Consider the following 22,450-nt stretch of genomic DNA (forward strand, 5'->3'; position numbering starts at 1 on the left):
GGAAAAAGCGACAGGGCGATGACCCCAGCGACGATCGCGCCCGCCGCTTGCGGCCCGCTCCCCCGCTGCTAGGGTGCCGCGACACCCCGAAGAGACGAGGCCCCATGTCCCGAACCCCGATCTTCGCCGCCGCGCTCGCCGCGGCGCTCCTGCCCCGCGCGGCCGCTGCGCAGGAGCAAGCCGCCCCGGTTGCCTGTGGCGGCGACTTCGCCACCTTCCTGTCCGAGATGCGCGCGGAGGCGGAGCGCGCCGGCGTCGCGCCGGACGCCGCGGCCCGGTTCTTCGGGGCGCTTTCGCGCGACGCCTCGGTGATCCGCGCCGACCAGCGGCAGGGCGTCTTCCAGATGCCGTTCACGGAATTCGCGCGCCGCCTGATCAGCGCGAGCCGCCTCGACCGCGGCCGCCAGATGGAAGAGCGCCACGCGGAGATCTTCGATCGCGTGGAGGCCGAATACGGCGTCTCGCGTGGCATCCTCCTCGCCTTCTGGGCGTTCGAGACCGATTACGGCGCGATCCAGGGCGACTACAACACCGCCGACGCGCTGGCGACGCTCAGCCACGATTGCCGCCGCCCGGAACTGTTCCAGCCCCAGCTCATCGCGGCCGCGCGCCTGCACGAACGGGGTGAATTCCCGCTCGACACCACCGGCGCCTGGGCCGGAGAGATCGGCATGGTGCAGATGCTGCCCGAAGATATCATCGAGAACGGCGTCGACGGCGACGGCGACGGGCATGTCTCGCTCAAGACGTCCGTCCCCGACGCGCTGATGTCGGGCGGCAAGATGCTCTCTGCACTCGGCTGGCGCGCGGGCGAGCCGTGGCTGCAGGAGATCGACATGCCGTCGGAGTTCGACTGGTACGCCACCGGGCTGGAGACCACGCGCCCCGCCGCCGAGTGGGCCGAGGCCGGCGTCACCGCACGCAGCGGCCGCCTCGACGCCCCGGATCTGCCCGCCTCGATCCTGCTGCCGCAGGGCCGCGGCGGGCCGGCCTTCCTCGCTTATCCGAATTTCCGCGTTCTCTTCGAGTGGAACCAGAGCTTCACCTACGTGCTGACGGCGGCGTATTTCGCCACTCGGCTCGAAGGCGCGCCGATCTTCAATGCCGGAGATCCAGCCCCCGGCCTCGACGCCGATGGCATGGTCGCCCTCCAGGAAAAGCTGCAAGCGCGCGGCTACGACGTGGGCGAGACGGACGGCATCCTCGGGGCCGGCACCCGCGCCGCCGTGCGCGACGTCCAGCAGGAGCTTGGCCTGCCAGCCGACGCCTGGCCTACACGGGACCTGCTGAACCGTCTCTGATAGCACCGCGGCCAACGCCCGAACGGCGCGAGCCCATTCATCTGACCGGATAAAGCCCGGGGAGCGCGAGGGCGTTGCCGTTGTCGCTTGGCCCGATGGCACGGACAATGGCGGCCCTCGCTCCCGCCGGTGGCCGGACGCGCCCCGGCCCGGGGATCGCGCTAGTGCAAACCGGCGCGGGCAACCCGGCTACGCCCCGAGCACCTCCGGCAGCCGCATCCCCAGCAGGAACGTCCCCGCATCCTGCGCGCCCTTACCGGCACGCTGCGCGCGGGTGATCTCCACCGCGCCGCTCCCGCAGGCCACGGTAAAGCCCTCCAGAACCGTTCCGGGCACGCCCGAGCGATCAACCGCCCGCGCACCCAGAAGCTTGATGCGCTGTCCGCCCGCCTCCGTCCATGCGCCGGGAAAGGGGCTGAGGCCGCGAATCTGCCGGGCGACATCCTCGGCCGGACGCGCCCAGTCGATGCGCGCCTCGGCCTTGTCGATCTTCCCAGCATAGGTGATGCCGGCCTCCGGCTGCGGCTCGGGCACCAGCATGTCCAACCGCGACAGCGCGTCGACCACCGCCTCGGCGCCGAGCGCGCTCAGCCGGTCGTGCAACTCACCGGCCGTCTCCTCCGCGCCGATCGGGGTCTCACGACGCAAGAGCACCGGCCCGGTGTCGAGCCCGGCCTCCATCTGCATGATGCACACGCCGGTGCGGTCGTCGCCTTCCATCACCGCCCGCTGAATCGGCGCCGCGCCCCGCCAGCGCGGCAGAAGGGAGGCGTGAATGTTCAGGCACCCGCGCGCGGGCGCGTCCAGCACCGGTTGCGGCAGAATCAGCCCATAGGCCACGACCACCGCAGCCTCGGCCCCCAGCGCGGCAAACGCCTCCTGCTCTTCCGCGCATTTCAGCCGCTCGGGGTGGCGCACCTTCAGGCCCAGCGACTCCGCCCGCGCCTGTACCGGCGAAGGGCGGTCCTTCTTGCCCCGGCCCGCCGGGCGCGGCGGCTGGCAGTAGACGCAGGCGATCTCGTGCCCGGCCTCGACCAAGGCATCGAGCACCGGCACGGAAAAATCCGGCGTTCCCATGAAGACGAGGCGCATGACGTTCCCTTCCCTGCCTGCTCGCGGCCGAGACCTAGCCCGCCGGCCCGCCGGAGGGAAGCCGCGCCGCGGCCCAGCGCGCGGCGTCGCGCACGGTCTCGTCCGCGTCCTCGGCCCGCGCCTGTGCCACGGGGCGCAGCCGCGCCAGCCCCGAATTGCCGATCGCGTAGAGCACGTTGCGCACGAAGCGATCCCGCCCGATACGCTTGATTGGGGAGCCCGAGAACCGCGCCCGAAAGCCCGCATCGTCCAGACCGGCAAGCCCCGCAAGGTCCGGCGCCACAAGATCCTCCCGCGCGTGGTACTTCGCCTCGCGCGCCTCGGCGGCGAACTTGTTCCAGGGGCAGACAGCGAGGCAGTCGTCGCAACCGTAGATCCGGTTGCCCATCTTGCCGCGCAACTCCTCCTCCACCGGGCCGCGATGCTCGATCGTCAGGTACGAGATGCAGCGCCGCGCATCGAGCTGGTAGGGCGCCGGGAACGCGTCGGTCGGGCAGATGTCGAGGCACGCCCGGCACGATCCGCAATGATCGCCCTCGGCCGCGTCCGCCGGCAGATCGAGCGTGGTGAAGATCGACCCGATGAAGAACCACGATCCCATGGAGCGCGAGACCAGGTTGGTGTGCTTGCCCTGCCAGCCGATCCCCGCTGCCTCGCCCAGCGGCTTTTCCGGCACCGGCGCGGTGTCGACAAAGACCTTCACCTCGCCGCCCGCCTCGGCGATCAGCCACCGCGCGAGCCGCTTGAGCTTCTTTTTCAGCACGTCGTGGTAGTCGCGGTTCTGCGCGTAGACCGACACCGCACCGGCCTCTCGCTCCTCCAGCACAGCCAGCGGATCGTGACCGGGGGTGTAGCTCTCCCCCAGCATGATGACCGAGCGCGCCGCGGGCCACAGGACCTGCGGCGCTTCACGCCAATGCGCGCGCTCGGCGAGCCAGCCCATCTGCCCGTGGCGCCCTTGGGCGAGGAACGCGCGCAGCCGCGCCGGTACCTGCGGCACGTCCCAGGGCCGGCAGATCCGCGCCTGGGCGAATCCGATCTCCTGCGCTTCGCGCACCAGTGCCGCCTTCACCGCGTCCATGACTGCGCCGGACCTCGAATACCCACAAGATTCGGGAATGCCGCCTGCACCTCGGGCGATCAGGCCGACATGCCCGGCCCGAACTTAAACCACAGCCGCCCACGCAAAGCCAAGGGCACCGGGACACCGCGCCGCAGGCGCGCGTCAAGGACCACTTTTCGGTTTGACCACACGGCACGATCCTTTAACTGACTATTTATCTCAACAAAGGGAGAGGACCATGACGACCAGACTGATCACAGCCTCCGCGCTCGCGCTGGCCGCCGCGCTTCCGGCCACTGCCCAGGACGGCGGGGAGCTGAACCTCTACTCGTCGCGCCACTACGACACCGACGAGCGGCTCTATTCGGATTTCGAGGACGAGACCGGCATCACCATCAACCGCATCGAGGCCGATGCCGACGAGCTGATCGCACGCATGGAGGCCGAGGCCGAGAACTCCCCGGCCGATGTGTTCCTGACGGTCGACACCTCGCGGCTCGAACGCGCCAAGAACGCCGGCATCCTGCAGTCGGTCGACAGCGACGTTCTGGAAGAACGTATCCCGAGCCAGTACCAGGACAGCGACAACCAGTGGTTCGGCTTCTCGCTGCGCGGTCGGATCATCTTCTACGACAAGAACGATCTGGATAACCCGCCGCAGACCTACATGGACCTGGCGAGCGACGATTACGAGGGTCTGATCTGCATCCGCTCCTCGACCAACACCTATAACCAGACGCTGCTCGCCTCGATCATCGAGAACGAGGGCGAGGAAGCCGCGCGCGAATGGGCGCAGGGCGTCGTCGACAACATGGCGCGCGATCCGCAGGGCGGTGACACCGACCAGCTGCGCGCCGTCGCCTCCGGCGAATGCGACATCGCGGTCGGCAATACCTACTACTTCGCCCGCGCACTGGCGAGTGATGTGGACGGCGTGACCGAGAACCTCGACATGTTCGGTTGGGTCTTCCCGAACCAGGAGACGACCGGCGCGCACGTGAACCTGTCGGGTGGCGGCATCGCCGCGAACGCGCCGAACCGCGAGAACGCGATTGCCTTCCTCGAGTATCTCGCCTCGGACAGCGCGCAGCAATACTTCGCCGCGGGCAACAACGAATATCCGGTCGTCGAGGGCGTGGAGACAACCGAGGCCGTGGACGAGCTCGGCGAGTTCACCGCGGACGACGTGGACCTGTCGGCGGTCGCCAAGCACATCCCGACCGCGCAGCAGATCTTCAACGAGGTCGGCTGGGAGTGATCCCCGCGCGGGGTCCGGGCGGCGACGTCCGGGCCCCGGGCCAACGCGGCCCGGCGCGGGTCATCCGCCCCGGGCATCTCCTGTACCGAGCCGCCGGATCAGTGCCAGTACCGGCAGAAGCCCGACGGCGGCGATGGCAAGGCTCGGCACCGCCGCCCCGTCCAGCCGTTCGTCCGCCGCAAGGCGGTGCGCCTGCACCGCCAGCGTGTCGAAGTTGAACGGCCGCAGGATCAATGTCGCCGGCAGCTCTTTCATCGTGTCGATGAAGACGATCAGAAGCGCAGTCAGCAGGCTCGGCGACATGATCGGCAGGTGCACCCGCGTCAGCACCATGTAGGGCCCCTTGCCCAGCGACCGCGCCGCCGGCCCGACATTGGGATTCACCATCGCCTGCCCGCCCTCGTAGGCACCGATCGCCGCGGCGAGAAAGCGGATCATGTAGGCCGCGATCATCAGCCAGATCGACCCGGTGACGAGAAGCCCGGTGGAGATGCCGAACCGCGCCTCCATGAACGAGTCGAGCGCGTTGTCGAAGGCGGCGAAGGGCACCAGCAGGCCCACAGCGATCACCCCGCCCGGCACCGCGTAGCCGATGCGTCCGATCCGTACCGTGGCCCGCGAGATCGGGCCGGGGTTCAGACGCTCCTGATAGCCGATGACGATGGCCGCGCCGACTGTCGCCAGGGCCGCGACGCTGGCGAGTGTCAACGAATTGCGAGCGAATTCGAGGTAGCGTGCGCTCAGCAGCGACTGGCTCGCCCCGTTCGCCATCGACGCGAGCGTCACCGCCGGGATCACCGCGCCCAGAAGCGCCGGCAACGCGCAGGCCGCACTCGCCCCCCAGGCGGCCGGACCGCGCAGCGCGACCCGTGGCAGCGGCGCCCCGCCGCCGTGATAGCGCGCCGCCCCGCGCGAGCGCTGTTCGAGAAACGCCAGCAGCAGCGCGATCGCCAGAAGCCCGAGCGCGAGCTGTGCCGCCGCCGCCCGGTCGGCGAGGCTGAACCAGCTCTGGTAGATTCCGTTGGCGAGGCTCTGCACGCCGAAATAGGACACCGTGCCGTAATCCGCGATCGTCTCCATCGCCGCGAGCAGCACGCCGGCCGCGATGGAGGGGCGTGCCATCGGCAGCGCCACGCGCAGGAAGGCGCCCCACGGTCCCGCGCCGAGGGTGCGGGCGATGTTGAACGGCCGGGCGCCCTGCCCCTGGAACGCCGCCCGCGCCAAGAGGTAGACGTAAGGGTAGAGCACCAGCATCAGCATCGCCGCTGCACCGCCGGTCGACCGGATCTCGGGGAACCAGTAGTCGCGCGGGCCCCAGCCCATCACCGCCCGCAGCGTCGTCTGCACCAGCCCCGGATGGTCGAGAAGGTTAGTGTAGGCATAGGCGACCACGTAGGCCGGGAAGGCCATCGGCAGGACCAGCGCCACCTCCAGGACTCGCCGTCCGGGGAAGGCGCAGCAGGTCACCAGCCACGCTGTGCCGGTGCCGATGATCGCGGTGCCGACGGACACGCAGGACACCAGCACCGCCGTCGTGCCAAGGTAACGCGGCAACACGGTCTGCCACAGATGCACCAGCGTCTCGGTCGTGCCCAGCATCGCGGCCACCGCAACCGCGACGAGCGGCAGCAGCACCAGCGCCGCGACGGCGCGGCCGAGAAGCCGGAAGGTCAGCGGACCGGATGTGGCGGGGTGCGGCAAGGGATCAGTCGATTTTCTGCTGGGCGAGGCCCGGGTTCCATCGCAACACGCGGCGCAAAAGGCAAGGCGCCGCCGGGCGCCTGCGTCACAGCGCCCGCGCGTAGACATCCCCCGAATTGGCCGCGTTCGGCAGCGAATCGAGCGCCGCCCGCATCTCTTCCGCATCGAGCCAGGCGGGGCGCAGCTCGTGCGCCTCGCCGAGGCTGAGGTTGTATTCGTAGCGTCCCAGCGCGCTCAGCCGGTCTATGCAGCGATGGGCGACGTCGCGCTGGATCGTGGTGACCTCGAAGGACAGCGCGGGCAGCGGACGGCTCAGACCGTGCAGCACCGCCGCCTCGTGCCCCTCCACGTCGATCTTGACGAAATCGGGCTCGCCGTGGCGCGCGATCAGCGCATCGAGCGTGGTCACCGGGACGCGCACCCGCCCGTCCCAGTCCTGCCCCTCCCAGCCCGTCGCGCCGGCGGCGGCGGTCACGAAGTCCGGCGCGGCAGTGGATACTGTCGGGTTGCGCGAATTGACGAGCAGCTCGACCTCTCCAGCCGCGGCGCCGGCCGCCTGCGGCAGCAGCACCGCCCGTGCGTGCCGCCCGTGGATCAGGCGCAAGGCGCGGAAGATGGACGGCTGCGGTTCCAGCGCCACGACGCGGGCGCCGCGCCGCAGGAAGCTGCCCGTGCGGTCGCCCACATGCGCGCCGATGTCGAAGACCAGCGCGCCGGGCGCGACGAGCCGCGCGTGCAGCCGGTCCATCCGCGCGGTCCGGTCCATGTCGCGGTAGTAGACGTCGAGCGACCGGCCGAGCGCCTGCGCCCGTGTCGTGCGGCGCCTCCGGGCACCGCGCGACGTCATCCGCCATGACCCGGCGCGGCCTGCGGCGCATGTGCCGGGAAGGTGCTACGCGACAGGACCGTGCCCTCGGCATCGACAACGAGTCGGAGCGCCTTGCCGCCGGAATAGAAGGTCAGCCGCCAGCGGCCGGCGTCCTCGTCCATGCCGGTCTCGCACCGGCTGGTTATGGCGCCGGTGCGCAACTTTTCAGGCACCTCGGCCGCCGGGACGTCGAAGGCCGCGCCCACGAGGCCCGCATCGACCACGAAACCTTCGGCGGTCATGGAAATCTCGCTCATCTGCCCCTCCTGTTCCGGCGATCTGGTGCGGATATGGGGATGCACCGCGCGCCCTGCACCCACCACCCCGCGACCGTCCGGCCACGGGATCAGAAATCGAGGTCGGCGTAATGCGCCGGCGGCGGGAAGCCCGGCACCTGGTCGGCGAGGATGGCGCGGAAGGCCGGGCGCGACTTGATCTTGGCGTACCAGTCCTTCACCCCTTCCTGGCGGTTCCAGTCCACATCCGAGATGTAGTCGAGCGACGACAGGTGCGCGGCGGCGGCGAAATCGGCCAGCGTCATCGCGTCGCCGGCCAGCCAGCGGCGGTGATCGAGAAGCCAGGCCATGTAGTCGAGGTGATACTTGATCGCCTTCGCGCCAGCCTTCACGTTACCCGAATCCGGGAAGCCCGTCTTCATGATCTTCTTGTTCACCCGCTCGTAGAGCAGCTTGGAGGTCACGTCGCGGTGGAAGCTGTCGTCGAACCATGCGACCAGCCTGCGCACCTCGTAGCGGGCCTCGGGTCCACGCGGCATCAGCGGCGGCTCGGGCACCGTCTCCTCGATGTATTCGCAGATCGCCTGGCTTTCCGGCATCACCCGGTTGTCCATGCGCAGCACCGGAACTTTCGCGGCCGGGTTGCGGCGCAGGAAGTCGGGATCCTTCTCCCAGTAGCGCTCCTCGATCAGCTCAACCTCGATCTTCTTTTCCGCCAGGACGAGGCGCACCTTGCGGCAGAACGGCGAGAGAGGCACGTGATAGAGCTTGGCCATGCAGGGGAACCGGGGCTGTCAGAAAGGATGTCCCCTCTCCTACAGGGCTTCGGGTCGGGTTAGCAACAGGCCCCGCTAGCCCCCCTGGAAGCAGGCGGCGCGGCCGTCACGGTCGATCGTCGCCGCGCCGTCGCGGATCGACGCCGCCCGGCGCTCGACGAAGCCCGAGGGGCGCGAGGCGATGCGTTCCTTGGGGTTGGGCAGCACGGCAGCGAGAAGCGCGGCCTGCCGCGACGTCAGATCCGAGGCGGCGACGCCGAAGTGATGTTCGGCCGCGGCGCCGATGCCGAAGACGCCCTCTCCGAACTCGGCCACGTTGAGGTAGACTTCGAGGATGCGGCGCTTGGGCCAGACCGCTTCCACTGCCGGGGTAAGCGCCGCCTCCAGAGCCTTCCTTGTCCAGTTTCGCCCGTGCCAGAGATAGACGTTCTTGACGACCTGCTGGCTGATCGTGGAGGCGCCGCGGTCCCCGCCGGCCTCGATCGCCTGCCGGATCGCGTCCATGTCGAACCCCCAGTGCCGGCAGAAATCGGCATCTTCCGCCGCCACCGCGGCGCGGTACATCACCGGCGCGATGGCATCGGCGGCCACCCATTCGTGCGCGATGCCGCCCAGCCGCCGGCTTTCCTGCATCATGTAGATCGTCGTCGGCGGGTTCACCGCGCGGTAGAGCCCGACCGCCAGCGCAGCCAGCACCGCACCCACGAGGACCAGCCGCCAGACCCAGCGCAGGACGAAGCGCCTCGGCTCCAGGCGCGGCCCTGTCCCCGCGCGACGCTTCTGCCCGCCCGAAGCGGTCTTCTTGCTCGTGCCCATGTCCGTTCCCTGCCCGCTTGCGCCGCCCGGGTCAAAAAAACCCTCCGGAAGCTGTCGCTTTCCGGAGGGTACCAAGACCAGATGTCACGGAACAGATCCGCCGCAAAACCAACACGCCGCGGATTGCCGTGTGTATCACGCCCAAGTCGGTTGGGCTTAAGGTCACAATACGGTCATTTTCTGACGCTGAAGAGAGTCGCCCGCCGGACCTGACAACCCGGCGGGAGTCCGTGTCATTCCGCCGGCATCGCCTCGCTCTCGATCCCGAGGGGATACGCGATCTTGTCGAGCATCTCCTTCGGACAGACCTGGACGAAATGCGGCAGCGCCTCGTCCCAGTGGCGGAGCAGTTCATCCGCCTTGCGGCTTCCGGTTTCCGCGACGTGCCGCTCCACCAGCTCCTTGAGTTCGCGCTGCCATTCCTGGGTCGTCACCGGACAGGTGACCAGAGAGGTCGTGTTGATGAGTTTCGGCGTCAGCCCGTCCGGATCGTAGAGGTACGCCATGCCGCCGGTCATCCCCGCGCCGAAGTTCGGCCCGATGGACCCGAGGATAACCGCGATGCCGCCGGTCATGTATTCGCAGCCATTCGAGCCGCAGCCCTCCACCACGACATGCGCGCCGGAATTGCGCACCGCGAAGCGTTCGCCGGCACGGCCGGCGGCGAAGAGGTATCCGCCGGTGGCCCCGTAGAGCACGGTGTTGCCGATGATCGTGTTGTCGGCGGCGACGAGCGGCGACAGCATCGGTGGGCGCACGACGATCGTGCCGCCCGACAGCCCCTTGCCGACGTAGTCGTTGGCATCGCCCGACACTTCCAGCTTCAGCCCCGGCGCCGCGAAGGCGCCGAGCGACTGGCCCGCCGACCCGGTCAGCTTCACCGTCAGGTGATCCGGCTGGAGCGCGTTGTTCATGCCGAACTTCTTGACGATATGGCTCGACGTCCTGGTGCCCACCGTACGGTGAGTGTTCTGGATCGCGTAGCTCAGCTGCATCTTCTCGCCGTCCTCGAGGAAGCGCTGCGCATCCTTCACGATTTCCGCGTCGAGCGTATCGTCCACCTCGTTGCGCGGGCCGGTGCGGTCGAGCGTGACGTCATCCGACCCGTCGACACGGATCAAGAGCGGGTTGAGGTCGAGATCGTCGAGATGGTCCGACCCGCGGCTCACCTGGCTGAGCAGATCCGCCCGGCCGATCACCTCGTCGAGCGAGCGCGCACCGATGGAGGCGAGAATTTCGCGCACCTCCTGGGCGTAGAAGGTGATGAGGTTCACCACCTTGTCGGCATTGCCGGTGAACTTGGCACGCAGCGTGTCGTCCTGCGTGCAGACGCCGACGGGGCAGGTGTTCGACTGGCACTGGCGCACCATGATGCAGCCCATGGCGATCAGCGCGGCGGTGCCGATGCCGTATTCCTCGGCGCCCATCATCGCGGCCATGACGATGTCGCGGCCGGTGCGCAGCCCGCCATCCGTGCGCAGCGTGATGCGTTCGCGCAGGTTGTTCATCGACAGGACCTGGTGCGCCTCGGTGAGGCCCATCTCCCACGGCAGGCCGGCGTACTTGATCGACGTCGCCGGCGATGCCCCGGTGCCGCCATTGTGGCCCGAGATCAGGATCACGTCGGCCTTGGCCTTGGCCACGCCCGCCGCGATGGTGCCGACGCCCGAGGAGGACACCAGCTTCACCGTGACCTTGGCGCGCGGGTTGATCTGTTTCAGATCGTAGATCAGCTGCGCGAGGTCCTCGATCGAGTAGATATCGTGGTGCGGCGGCGGCGAGATCAGCGTGACGCCCGGCGTCGAATGACGCAACCGCGCGATCAGCTTGGTCACCTTCATGCCCGGAAGCTGGCCGCCCTCGCCGGGCTTGGCGCCCTGCGCGACCTTGATTTCGAGTTCCTCGCACTGGTTGAGGTATTCGGCGGTCACGCCGAAGCGGCCCGACGCGACCTGCTTGATCTTCGCCGACGGGTTGTCGCCGTTGGGCTCGGGCACGAAATGCGCCGGATCCTCGCCGCCTTCACCGGAATCCGACTTCGCGCCGATGCGGTTCATCGCGACATTGAGCGTCTTGTGCGCCTCGGGCGACAGCGCGCCGAGCGACATGCCGGGCGTCACGAACCGCTTGCGGATCGAGGTGATCGATTCGACCTCTTCGAGCGGCACAGGCTCGCCCATCGGCTTGATCGCCAGAAGGTCGCGCAGGTGGATCGGCGGGTTCGCCTGCATCGCCTTCGAGTAGTTCTTCCACATCTCGAAAGAGGCCTTGTTGCAGGCCATCTGCATCAGGTGCATCGTCTGCGCGCCCCAGGCGTGACTCTCGCCCGACTTGCGCGCCTTGTAGAAGCCGCCGATGGGCAGCACGTCCTGACCGCCGCGGAAGCCGAGCGCGTGGATCTCCTCCGCTTTCTTCTGGATGCCGGACACGCCGATGCCGGAGATGCGGCTGAGCATGCCGGGGAAGAACTCCGCGCACATGGCACGGCTGAGGCCCACAGCCTCGAAGTTTAGGCCGCCGCGATAGGACGACACGACCGAGATGCCCATCTTCGACATGATTTTCAGTAGGCCGAAATCGACCGCCTCGCGATAGCGCGCCATGGCATCGGTGAGGCTGCCGTCGATCAGGCCGCGGCGGATGCGGTCGGCGATGGTGTCCTCGGCGAGGTAGGGGTTCACCACGGTCGCGCCGGCGCCGATCAGCACCGCGAAATAATGCGGATCGATGCATTCGGCCGAACGGACGTTGAGCGAGCAGAAGGTTCGCAGGCCCTGCCGCGTCAGGTGCGAATGCACCGCCGACGTCGCCAGGATCATCGGCATCGCCACCTTGCCCTCGTCCTGGTGGTGGTCGGTCAGCACGATGTGCCCGGCGCCGGAGCGCACGGCATCCTCCGCCTCCGACCGGATCCGGTCCAGCCCGCGGCGCAGCGCGTTGGATCCCTGCCCGGGGGTGAAGGTGCAGTCGATCTCCATCATCTCGGCGTTGAAGTGGCGCGTCAGCTCATCGAACTGCCGGTTGCCGACGAACGGGCTGTCGAGCACCAGGATCTCCGTCTGCGACGAGGATTCGTCGAGCACGTTCTTGAGGTTGCCGAACCGCGTCTTGAGCGACATGACGCGGAATTCGCGCAGGCTGTCGATCGGCGGGTTGGTCACCTGGCTGAAGTTCTGCCGGAAGTAGTGCGACAGCGGCCGGTAGCGCTTGGACAGCACCGCCGACGGCGTGTCGTCGCCCATGGAGGCGATCTGCTCCTTGCCGTCCTCGGCCATGGGCGCGAGGATCTGCTCGATCTCCTCGACCGAGTAGCCGGCGGCGATCTGGCGGCGGCGCAGGTCGCCGGCCTCGAAAATCGGCGCCTCGGTCACCTTGGCGAGCGCCTCGTCAAGCTCCACGATCTTGCCGACCCAGTCGCCGAAGGGCTGCGAGGCGGCCAGCTTGTTCTTGATCTCCACGTCGTGGAAGAGCTTGCCCTCCTTCATGTCGACGGCGATCATCTGGCCGGGGCCGAGGGCGCCCTTCTCGCGCACGGTGCCTTCGTCGATCGGGACCATGCCCGCCTCGGACCCCGCGATCATCAGCCCGTCGCCAGTGACGACGTAGCGCATCGGGCGCAGCCCGTTGCGGTCGAGCCCGCCGCAGACCCAGCGCCCGTCGGTCATCGCCAGCGCGGCCGGGCCGTCCCACGGCTCCATCACCGAGTTGCAGTAGGAATACATGTCGCGCCAGGCCTGCGGCAGCTCCTCGGCCTGCTTGGACCACGATTCCGGCACCAGCATGGTCTTCGCCATGGGGGCGTTACGGCCGGCGCGCACCAGCGCCTCGAACACCGCGTCGAGCGCGGCGCTGTCGGACGCTCCGCTCGCGATGATCGGCTTGATGTCCGCCGCCCAGTCCCCGAACGTGGCGGAGGCCATGCGGATCTCGTGGCTCTTCATCCAGTTGGTGTTGCCCTTCAGGGTGTTGATCTCGCCGTTATGGGCGAGCATGCGGAAGGGCTGCGCCAGCCACCACTGCGGAAAGGTGTTGGTGGAATAGCGCTGGTGGTAGATTGCGAAGGCGCTTTCGAAGCGGTCGTCCTGCAGGTCGGGATAGAACTCGGCCACATCCTGGGCCAGCATCATGCCCTTGTAGATGATCGACCGGCAGGACAGCGACGCGATGTAGAGCTGGCCGACACCGCCCGCGGCAGCGGCCTTCTCGATCCGGCGGCGGATGACGTAAAGCTCGCGCTCGAACGTCTCCTCGTCCACGCCCTTGGCATTGGAGATCAGGATCTGCTCGATCTCCGGGCGGGTGGCGTTGGCCTTCTCGCCCAGGCACTCCACGTTCACCGGCACGTGGCGCCAGCCGTAGATGTAGTAACCCATACGCAGGACCTCGGTCTCCACGATGGTCCGGCACGCCTCCTGCGCGCCGAAATTCGTACGCGGCAGGAAGACCTGGCCGACGGCCAGAAGCTCTTCGCCCCGCGGCGCGTGGCCCGTGCGCTCGATCTGGTCGTGGAAGAAGGCGACGGGGATCTGCACGTGGATGCCGGCACCGTCGCCGGTCTTGCCGTCCGCGTCGACGGCGCCACGGTGCCAGACCGCCTTGAGCGCGGAGATCCCGTGGCTGACCACCTTGCGCGACGGCGTGCCGTCGAGGCTGACCACGAGGCCCACGCCGCAGGACGAATGTTCGTCCTCGTGCGAATACATGCCGTGCTCGGCGAGCCAGGCGCGCTTGTCCTCTTCGGCGCGCATCCATGCGTCGTCGTACTTGGTCATCGCAGACATCCTCCTGCAGGGCCCGGCCGCATGTCTCTGCGGTCGCGGGCCGACGTGGGCGCCGGTTGTCCGGCCTGTCCTGTCAGTCGTCGCGCGCGGGGAAGAGCCTCGCACGCGGATCTCGTAATTCCGGGCCGCGGGGCGGCGGCCTGCCTCAGGCGGTCGAAGCCGCCTGCAATCCGTATTTGCGCAGCACGTCCGCCTCGGTCAGCCGCTCGTGGTCGCCCTTGAGCGCGAAGGCGTCCGATTTCTGGTCGACGAAAAGCTCGTGCTCCAGCACGAAGCCCTCCGTGTCGTCGAAAAGGCCGAGCGGCACCTCGAACGTGCCTTCCGCGTCCTCGGCGGTTTCACGATACCACAGGCTGGAGCCGCATTCGTTGCACCAGGCCCGCTCCGCCCAGGCGGAGCTCTGGACCGTGCGCACATGCTCCCGGCCCGTCACCTCGAACGCGTCCTTCGGCACCGTGACCGCCAGCAGCGCCGCGCCGGACCAGCGCTGGCACATCTTGCAGTGGCAGGCACCGAATCCGCGCTTTATGTCCTTGGCCTTGATCGTGACCGCGCCGCACAGGCAGCGCCCGGTTCTGTCCGTCATCGCATAACCCTCCGCTTGGACCGCCCGCATCGGGCGGCGGGACATTCGCCGCGCGCCGAACGCACGGGATTCCGCGCCAGCCATAACGCGGCTTTGGATAGGAAAGGTTAAGCGCATCGCGATCAAGGTGCCGTCACTCCGCCGCGACCGCCGTCGCGGCAAACCGGTCCAGCACGGCCGAGGCGCAATCGCGTCCGTCGCGGATCGCCCAGACCACGAGGCTCGCACCGCGAACGATGTCGCCGACCGCGTAGACCCCGGGGATCGAGGTCTCGCCGCTGCCGAAGTCGGCCTTCACGGTGCCCCAGCGGGTCACTTCCAGCCCGTCGGCGCCCCAGAGCTTCGGCAGCTCTTCAGGTTCGAAGCCGAGCGCCTTGATCACCAGGTCCGCGGGCTCGTCGTAATCCGCCCCCTCGATGACCTCCGGGCTCTGCCGGCCGGTCGCGTCGGGCTGGCCGAGGCGCATCTTCTGCACCACCACGGCGTTGACCGGATCGCCCTTGAAGCCCTTGGGCGCGGTCAGCCACTCGAACTCGACGCCCTCTTCCTCCGCGTTGGCGACCTCGCGCTGGGAGCCGGGCATGTTGTGCCGGTCGCGGCGATAGAGGCACTTCACGCTGGTCGCGCCCTGCCGGATGGACGTGCGCACGCAGTCCATCGCGGTGTCGCCGCCGCCGATCACCACGACGCGCTTGCCCTCGGCGTTGAGCTCGCCGCTCTCGAATTCCGGCACGCTGTCGCCGAAATTCACCGCACGGTTCGACGCGGTCAGGAAATCGATCGCCCGCACGATGCCCTGCGCACCAGCGCCGGGCCCCTGCAATTCGCGGCTCTTGTAGACACCGGTGGCGATGATGACCGCGTCATGCTCCTCGCGGATCTGCTCGAACGAGATGTCCTCGCCCACGGCACAGTTCAGCCGGAAGGTCACGCCCCCGGCCTCGAGCTGTTCGTTGCGGCGCATGACAACGGGTTTTTCCAGTTTGAAGCCGGGAATGCCGTAGGTCATCAGCCCACCCGCCCGGTCATAGCGGTCGTAGACCGTGACCTGCACGCCGGCCCGCCGCAGCACGTCCGCGGCCGCAAGCCCGCCGGGGCCCGCACCGATGATACCCACCGACTCCGGGCGCTCCTGCGCCGGCGTCAGAGGCTTGACCCAGCCTTCCTCCCACGCGGTGTCGGTGATGTATTTCTCGACCGCACCGATTGTGACGGTGCCATGGCCCGACTGCTCGATCACGCAATTGCCTTCGCAGAGCCGGTCCTGCGGGCAGATCCGACCGCAGATCTCCGGGAAGGTGTTGGTCGCCTGAGAGACTTCGTAGGCCTCTTCGAGCCGACCCTCGGCGGTCAGTTTCAGCCAGTCGGGAATGTTGTTGTGCAGCGGGCAATGCGACTGGCAGTAGGGCACGCCGCATTGCGAACAGCGGCCCGCCTGCTCCTCCGCCTTGCGCTCGGCGAACTCGGCATAGATCTCCTGAAAGTCGTGGGCGCGCGCGTCCGCCGCCCGCTTTTCGGGCATGTCGCGTCCGACGGTCACGAATTTCAGCATCGGCTGCTTCGCCATGGAGCTTCTCCATTCGGGGGGTTGGTCACCAGCGCTATAATAGAGTCACGACCCGAAGAAAAGTAAAATGTACTGACCTATTTGCGGATTTGGCCGGTCGATCCGAACATTTTCCGTTCTCAAGCACGAAAATTAGGTATCATACCGGACCCAAATTCTCTCTTTCGCTTCCTCGGGCCGCAACTATACGAAGTTGCGTCACGCCCAGCCGGAGCCTTTCAATGCCGCTCTTCCAGCTCGTCCTGCTCGCGCTGATCCAGGGGATCACCGAGTTCCTGCCGATCTCGTCCTCGGGGCACCTGATCCTGCTTCCCGGGCTGACCGGGCTCGAGGACCAGGGCCAGGTCATCGACGTCGCAGTGCATGTCGGCACGCTCCTGGCGGTGATTCTCTACTTCTGGTCCGACGTACGGGGCGCGGCGGCGGGCTGCCTGCGGCTGCTGCGCGGACGCGCCGACACGCCCGGCGCAATGCTCGCACTTTGCCTTGCTGTGGCCACGGTGCCGGTTGTGCTGGCCGGACTGGCGCTGAAGCTGACGGGACTCGACGACGCGCTGCGCTCTGTCGCGGTGATCGGCTGGGCGATGCTGGTCTTCGGCGTGGCGCTCTGGTGGTACGACACGCGCAGCCCCGAGACCCGGCCGGCCGAGCGCTGGACGCTGAAACACGCGGCGATCATGGGCCTCTGGCAAGCGGTGGCGCTGATCCCCGGCACGTCGCGGTCCGGCATCACCATCACCGGCGCGCGGGCGCTCGGCTACGACCGGCACGGCGCGGCGAAGCTGGCGATGCTGATGTCGATCCCGACGATCCTCGCCTCGGGCGTGCTGCTGGGGGCAGAGGTCGCGGGCAGCGCCGATGCGCAGGCGGCGCGAGACGGGGCGATCGCCGCAGCACTGTCCTTCGTCGCGGCGCTCGGGGCGCTGGCGCTGATGATGCGGCTGCTACGCTCGATCAGCTTCACTCCCTACGTGATCTACCGCGTGGTGCTGGGGATCGCGCTGCTGATCTACGCCTATGCCTGAGCGCCCCGGGCGGGCAGATCGCCCACCCTGCGCGCCGACCCGCGAGGCGGACATTCCCCGCGCCGTCCGCGCCCGGCTCCGGTAGGACGGGCAATCTGCCGATCGCCCGTCATCCGTCATGCGCCGCGCGGCTGTCCCCGGGCGCCTCGTCCCGGTCGAACATGCCGTAATCGCGCAGCACTTGGCACACCTTCAGCCGGTAATCCGCGAACACCCCGCCGCGGCCCTTCGCCTGCGCCCCGCGATGCGCTGCCAGCCGCCGCCAGCGCTCCACCGCTTCCTCGTCCTCGAAGAAACTGATCGACAGGAGCTTGTCCGGATCGCTCAGGCTTCGGAACCGCTCCACGGAGAGGAACCCCTCCACCTCCTCGATCATCGGACGCATCTGCGCCGCAATGTCGAGATATTCGTCCTGCCGGCCCTCGGCCGGACTCACTTCGAAAATGACCGCAATCATCGCCGCTCCTCCATGGTCACACCCAGTTCCGCCAGCCGGATCGGCAGCCATGCCCCGTGCAGATGCCGCAGCCGCACCGCGTCCCGCACCTTGCCGCGCCGCAGATCGCGCGCCAGCCGCCACAGATGAAAGCGAAAGAGCGGCGTCACCCGGCCCCGCAGATGCGGCCAGCCCCGTTCCACTTCCGCCAGCACCGCGCCGACCAGATCGCGCGCCGCCGGCGCCCGCTCCGCCCCGATCCCGGGGTCCGTTATCGCGCCCCAGACCCCGCCCGGTACCGGCGAAAGCGGCGCCACCGCCGTCAGCCGGTCGCGCACCGCCGCCCCGGGCGCCTTGTCGCGATCGTCGAAGGCCGCCTCGAAGATCTCCGGGGCGAGAGCCGCGATGATGTCGTGGTAGAACTGGTATGCGGGCGCCTCCCGCGGCCGCATCGCCACGACGCGGGCCGCCGCCGCGCTGTGATAGATGGCGATCTGCGTCTTGTAGCTCGCCGCCTGCCCGCCATGGAACCGCGCCCTGTTCACCCGCTGCCAGCGCTCCCACGCCAGGCCGAGATCGCCGCCCCCGAGCCGCGCCAGATGCGCGTCCATCTGCACGCGCCAGCGCGCCCGGTCACCGCGCCCGAAATAGCCATAGGCCCGCCCCATGGCGCGCAGCGCCCGCGCCGCGGCCGCGGCCGAATAGCTGCGCTTGAACCCGGTGCTGGCATGCCCGCTGAAATGCAGATCGCACGGGTGCATCGCGTCGCCGGGTATGCGCAGCGGCGAATAGGCCCCCGCCGACGTGGTTTGCCAGGACGCAAGCGCCTCCTCGGGCGAAAGCGCCCGAGACGGCCGCGGCGGAATGTGGTTGAGCGGCAGTCCCGCCCGCGCCGCCACCGCTTCGGCAATCTCCAGATCGCCGGCATGGCGCGCATCGGTGAGCGAGCGGATCGCGGCGCGGTCCGGCAGGCCGGCATGTCGCAACAGCCAGACGTGAAAGGCCGTCACGGCCCGGCTGTCGATTCCGCCCGACAGGTGAAAGTAAAGCGTGAAGCGCGGATCGCCCTGCAACGTCGCGATCCGCCCGAGCCAGAGCTCAAGAAAACCGTGCAGCGCCTCGGCGTAATCGCCCTCCCCCGGCAGCTCCGGAGGCACCACCCGCAGCCCGCCCGCGTCGATCTCGATCCGCGCGCCGGCGTCGAGGCAGGCGATCTCGCGCACCGCCGTCCGGTCCGTCGTAAGCTGCTGGAAGACCTGCTTGCGCGACAGGAAGGCGCCGGTCTGGGCGATGTCCTCGGTGAGCGCGACACCGCGGGCCCGCAGATGCGCGACGAGGTCGATGAAGCTCTCCGACACCGCCCAGGCCGTGCCCTCGGCCCAATAGAACAGGTGGCGGTACCCGATCACGTCCGCGCCGATCCCGATCCGCGCGCCCTCTCGGCGCGTCAGCACGTGGCGCCCGTCGGCGCACCAGGCAAGCTGCCGCCCGGTGGCCTCGAACGCCGCGAGCCCGGCATCGCCGATCACGAAATCGGTTCCGTCCCAGGCGAACCCGTCAAGATGCGCGCCCTCGGGCGGCGGATTGCGATCGTCGATCAGGAAAGGTGTCACATCCACGCTCCGGCTCCGAGCAATGCAGCTAGCACGCGCCGCGCTTTCGGAAAAGCGTGCCCGGCACGCCCCCCTCTTCTCCGCCCGTGTGTCCCACGCCGCCAGCTTCGCCGTCCCTTCATCTGCCCGCAAATATCCCGGGGAGCGCGAGGGGCTGGCCCCTCGCTCCGCCTCCTCCGCCGCCGCTGCCGGCACCCCTGCGCGCCCCGGCGCCCTCACGCCGACCCCGGCGTCAGGATATGCCGCAGAAGCGCCACCGGATGGCGCCGCAGCGTCAGGCGCATGGCGACGTAATCCTCCACGATCTCCTCGCCCTCGGTCATCTCCGGCAGATGCGCGGCCGGCTCGCGCACGCCCTCGCCCTCCATGTCGCCGGCAAAGAGCGGCAGCGGCCGGTCACCGGCCAGCGCCCGCGCCTCCCACAGCGCCTCGCGGCGCGTCAGGCCCAGGGGCGCGAAGACGTCCGCCTCGGCCAGCCGCGCCAGCACGTGCGGGCCGAGCCCCGCGCGCCGCCAGACGTCGCGGACCGAGCGGTAGCCGTTGCCGCGCGCGGCGGCGAGCCAGGCGGCGTCCTCCTCGCGCACGCCCTTGATCTGCCGCAGCCCGAGCCGGAGCGCGAGCCCGCCGCGCCCGTCCGGCTCCAGCACGTTGTCCCAGTAACTCGCCTCGATCGACACGGGGCGCACCTCCACCCCGTGCTCGCGCGCGTCGCGGACGATCTGCGCCGGCGCGTAGAACCCCATGGGCTGCGCATTGAGAAGCGCGCAGGCGAAGACCGCCGGATGGTGGCACTTGATCCAGGCGCTCGCATAGACCAGCAGCGCGAAGCTCGCCGCGTGGCTTTCGGGAAAGCCGTAGGAGCCGAAGCCCTCGATCTGGCTGAAACACCGCTCCGCGAACTCCGCGTCATAGCCGTTGCGCGCCATGCCGCGCAGGAAGCGCGACCGGAAATCGGTGATGTTGCCGCGCTTCTTGAACGTCGCCAGCGCCCGGCGCAGCCGGTCGGCCTCGTCGGGGGTGAAGCCCGCGCCGATGATGGCGATCTGCATCGCCTGCTCCTGGAACAGCGGCACCCCCAGCGTCTTGCCGAGCACCTGGCCGAGTTCGTCGGAGGGAAACGACACCTCCTCCTCGCCGTTGCGGCGGCGGATATAGGGGTGGACCATGTCGCCCTGGATCGGGCCGGGGCGGATGATCGCCACCTCGATCACGAGGTCGTAGAAGTTGCGCGGTCGCATCCTGGGCAGGAAGTTCATCTGCGCCCGGCTCTCCACCTGGAACACCCCGACGCTGTCGGCCCGACAGAGCATGTCGTAGACTTTCGGATCCTCCTGCGGCAGCGCGGCGAGGTCGTGGTCCTGCCCGTGATGCATCTTCAGAAGGTCGAAGGCCTTGCGGATGCAGGTCAGCATGCCGAGCGACAGCACGTCGACCTTGAGGATGCCCAGCGCCTCAATGTCGTCCTTGTCCCAGCAGATGACGGTGCGGTCCTCCATCGCCGCGTTCTCGATCGGCACCAGCTCGTCGAGCCGCCCCTCGGTCACCACGAAGCCGCCGACATGCTGCGACAGGTGCCGCGGGAAGCCGACGATCTCGTGGATGAGCTCCATGGTCAGCTTCAGCCGCCGATCCTCGGGGTCGAGGCCGATCTCGCGCATCCGCTGATCCTCCAGCCCGTTGGTGGAGAAAAAGCCCCAGAGCTGCGAGGAAAGTGCGCCGATCGTGTCCTTCGACAGGCCCATCGCCGCGCCGACCTCGCGGATCGCGCGCTTGCCGCGGTAGTGGATCACGGTGGCGCAGAGCCCCGCGCGGTGGCGGCCGTAGCGTTCGTAGATGTGCTGGATCACCTCCTCGCGGCGCTCGTGCTCGAAATCGACGTCGATGTCGGGGGGCTCGTCGCGCGCCTCGGACACGAAGCGCTCGAACACCATGGTGCCGATCTCGGGAGAGACGGAGGTGACCCCCATGCAATAGCAGACCACCGAATTCGCCGCCGACCCGCGCCCCTGGCAGAGGATGCCGCGCTCGCGCGCGAAGGCGACGATGTCGCGCACGGTCAGGAAATAGGGCTCGTAGTTCAGTTTCGCGATGAGCTGCAATTCATGCTCGAGCATCGCGCGCACCTTCGCAGGCGCGCCGCCCGGATAGCGCCAGTCGAGGCCTTCGCGCGCGAGCCGCGCGAGGCGCTGGCGCGGGCTTTCGCCGTCCGCGATCTCCGAGGGGTATTCGTAGCGCAGCGAGGCGATGTCGAAGCTGCAGCGCGCGGCGAGCGCGGCGGCGCGGTCCAGCGCACCTTCGTGCCGCCCGAGCAGGCGGCGCATCTCGGACGGCCCGCGCAGACGCTGTTCGCCGTTCGCCAGCGCCGCGCGGCCAAGCTCGTCGACACGCAGGCCGAGCCGGATCGCGGTCAGCACGTCGGCCAGCTTGCGCCGGCGGCCGTGATGCAGGATCGGCCGGGCGGTGGCGATCGTGGGCAGGCCGAGCGCTGCCGCAAGCCGGGCGAGCCGGTCGAAGCGGACGGAATCGGCGCCGTCATAGACCGGCGCGAGCGCGAGATGCATCTGCCCGCCGAAGCGCTGCGCAAGCCGCCGCGCCAGGGGACGCCATACGCCGGCGGAAAGCGGCCCGGCCCCTCCCGGTCCGGGCGGGCCGCCGGACAGCGCCGCACCGGCCTGCCGCGCATCGCCGGGACCGCGATCCTCCGATGCGGTGCGCCCGGCGCCCGCCGGCAGGTCCGGCGGGGCGTGCAGGATCAGCTCCATCCCCTCCATCCCCTCCAGAAGATCCTCGAGACGCAGATCGCACGCCCCCTTCGCCGCACGCCGCCGCCCCACCGTCAGCAGCCGGCAGAGCCGCCCCCAGCCGGCGCGCGTCGCGGCCAGAACGGTGATCTCCAGCCCCTCGGTCAGGACCAGCCGGGCGGCCGGGACGAGCCGCGGCACGGTGCGGATCGACAAGGACGGCGGCGCCGGGATGTGCGCGGGGCGTGGCGGGCCGATTGGCCCATCCTCGGCCTCGGCCGCCGCACGGGCCGCGACGATGCGGGCGATCTCCTTCAGGCGCTGATGGGCGCGCACGATGCCGGCGACGGAGTTCGCGTCCGCAATGGCGATCGCCTCCAGCCCCTCGAACGCGGCGCGCTCGGCGTAGTCCTCGGGATGCGAGGCGCCGGTGAGGAAGGTGAAGTTCGAGGTGATCGAAAGCTCGACGGTCATGCGCTCCCCGAGTCGCCTTGGGATCGCAGTATGTTCCATTTTTGTTCTCATTTTGAGTCCCGATCCGGTACAGACGCCGGGACGCAGCGCCGCAGGCCGCGCGGGTCTTGACCCCG

General features: G+C 69.1%; 16 protein-coding genes. 3 read left to right on the forward strand and 13 right to left on the reverse strand.

The features are described from left to right. The first annotated feature begins 104 nt into the window (after positions 1-104). Positions 105-1,301, forward strand: a complete 1,197-nt coding sequence (locus tag F3H57_RS15840) for a lytic murein transglycosylase (RefSeq protein ID WP_149756900.1) — start codon at positions 105-107, stop codon at positions 1,299-1,301. Positions 1,302-1,490: 189 nt separating this feature from the next. Here F3H57_RS15840 and fmt read toward each other — a convergent pair whose 3' ends face one another. Together fmt and queG are read right to left on the reverse strand one after the other, a co-directional pair. After that, entirely contained in the window at positions 1,491-2,393 is a 903-nt protein-coding gene (gene fmt, locus F3H57_RS15845; protein ID WP_149756901.1) for a methionyl-tRNA formyltransferase, read from the reverse strand. Positions 2,394-2,427: 34 nt separating this feature from the next. Beyond that, positions 2,428-3,474, reverse strand: coding sequence for a tRNA epoxyqueuosine(34) reductase QueG (queG, locus tag F3H57_RS15850; RefSeq protein WP_149756902.1), 1,047 nt, complete (start codon positions 3,472-3,474; stop codon positions 2,428-2,430). Positions 3,475-3,694: 220 nt separating this feature from the next. Here queG and F3H57_RS15855 point away from each other — a divergent pair, with 220 nt between their 5' ends. Beyond that, positions 3,695-4,714, forward strand: a complete 1,020-nt coding sequence (locus F3H57_RS15855; RefSeq protein ID WP_149756903.1) for an extracellular solute-binding protein — start codon at positions 3,695-3,697, stop codon at positions 4,712-4,714. Between the two features lie 60 nt (positions 4,715-4,774). Here F3H57_RS15855 and F3H57_RS15860 read toward each other — a convergent pair whose 3' ends face one another. The 8 genes from F3H57_RS15860 to F3H57_RS15895 all read right to left on the reverse strand — a co-directional run bounded on the left by F3H57_RS15860 (position 4,775) and on the right by F3H57_RS15895 (position 16,045). Continuing rightward, positions 4,775-6,523: an ABC transporter permease gene (locus tag F3H57_RS15860; RefSeq protein WP_149756904.1), complete on the reverse strand. Its 1,749-nt coding sequence runs from the start codon at positions 6,521-6,523 to the stop codon at positions 4,775-4,777. Then, positions 6,501-7,262, reverse strand: a complete 762-nt coding sequence (locus F3H57_RS15865; protein WP_149756905.1) for an FkbM family methyltransferase — start codon at positions 7,260-7,262, stop codon at positions 6,501-6,503. The genes F3H57_RS15860 and F3H57_RS15865 overlap by 23 nt, the downstream gene beginning before the upstream one ends. Continuing rightward, complete coding sequence (locus tag F3H57_RS15870; RefSeq protein ID WP_149756906.1) at positions 7,259-7,540, reverse strand: DUF6522 family protein; 282 nt, start codon at positions 7,538-7,540, stop codon at positions 7,259-7,261. Before F3H57_RS15870 ends, F3H57_RS15865 begins: the two co-directional genes overlap by 4 nt. Positions 7,541-7,629: 89 nt before the next feature. Beyond that, on the reverse strand, positions 7,630-8,295 hold the full coding sequence (fzlA, locus tag F3H57_RS15875) for an FtsZ-binding protein FzlA (RefSeq protein WP_149756907.1): 666 nt from the start codon (positions 8,293-8,295) through the stop codon (positions 7,630-7,632). Between the two features lie 75 nt (positions 8,296-8,370). After that, positions 8,371-9,111, reverse strand: a complete 741-nt coding sequence (gene mtgA / locus F3H57_RS15880) for a monofunctional biosynthetic peptidoglycan transglycosylase (protein WP_149756908.1) — start codon at positions 9,109-9,111, stop codon at positions 8,371-8,373. A gap of 233 nt (positions 9,112-9,344) precedes the next feature. Then, positions 9,345-13,883, reverse strand: coding sequence for a glutamate synthase large subunit (gltB, locus tag F3H57_RS15885; protein ID WP_149756909.1), 4,539 nt, complete (start codon positions 13,881-13,883; stop codon positions 9,345-9,347). A gap of 154 nt (positions 13,884-14,037) precedes the next feature. Beyond that, a complete protein-coding gene (locus tag F3H57_RS15890) occupies positions 14,038-14,478 on the reverse strand; it encodes a GFA family protein (RefSeq protein ID WP_149756910.1) in 441 nt (146 codons plus the stop codon). Positions 14,479-14,611: 133 nt separating this feature from the next. Then, the gene (locus F3H57_RS15895) at positions 14,612-16,045 is read right to left on the reverse strand and encodes an NAD(P)-dependent oxidoreductase (protein WP_149756911.1); all 1,434 of its coding nucleotides are present in this window, start codon (positions 16,043-16,045) and stop codon (positions 14,612-14,614) included. A 221-nt stretch (positions 16,046-16,266) separates the two neighbouring features. Between F3H57_RS15895 and F3H57_RS15900 the strand changes: the two genes are divergently transcribed. Then, positions 16,267-17,070 carry an undecaprenyl-diphosphate phosphatase gene (locus F3H57_RS15900; RefSeq protein WP_149756912.1) on the forward strand — a complete coding sequence of 268 codons (804 nt, stop codon included), beginning with the start codon at positions 16,267-16,269 and terminating at the stop codon, positions 17,068-17,070. A 109-nt stretch (positions 17,071-17,179) separates the two neighbouring features. Here the strand turns inward: F3H57_RS15900 and F3H57_RS15905 are convergent, their stop codons facing one another. The 3 genes from F3H57_RS15905 to F3H57_RS15915 all read right to left on the reverse strand — a co-directional run bounded on the left by F3H57_RS15905 (position 17,180) and on the right by F3H57_RS15915 (position 22,334). Then, on the reverse strand, positions 17,180-17,527 hold the full coding sequence (locus F3H57_RS15905; RefSeq protein ID WP_149756913.1) for an antibiotic biosynthesis monooxygenase family protein: 348 nt from the start codon (positions 17,525-17,527) through the stop codon (positions 17,180-17,182). After that, positions 17,524-19,125: a hypothetical protein gene (locus F3H57_RS15910; RefSeq protein WP_149756914.1), complete on the reverse strand. Its 1,602-nt coding sequence runs from the start codon at positions 19,123-19,125 to the stop codon at positions 17,524-17,526. Before F3H57_RS15910 ends, F3H57_RS15905 begins: the two co-directional genes overlap by 4 nt. A 209-nt stretch (positions 19,126-19,334) precedes the next feature. Continuing rightward, positions 19,335-22,334, reverse strand: a complete 3,000-nt coding sequence (locus F3H57_RS15915; protein ID WP_149757012.1) for an error-prone DNA polymerase — start codon at positions 22,332-22,334, stop codon at positions 19,335-19,337. Between the last annotated feature and the right edge of the window lie 116 nt (positions 22,335-22,450).

Source organism: Roseivivax sediminis (assembly GCF_900112685.1).
Lineage (GTDB): Bacteria > Pseudomonadota > Alphaproteobacteria > Rhodobacterales > Rhodobacteraceae > Roseivivax > Roseivivax sediminis.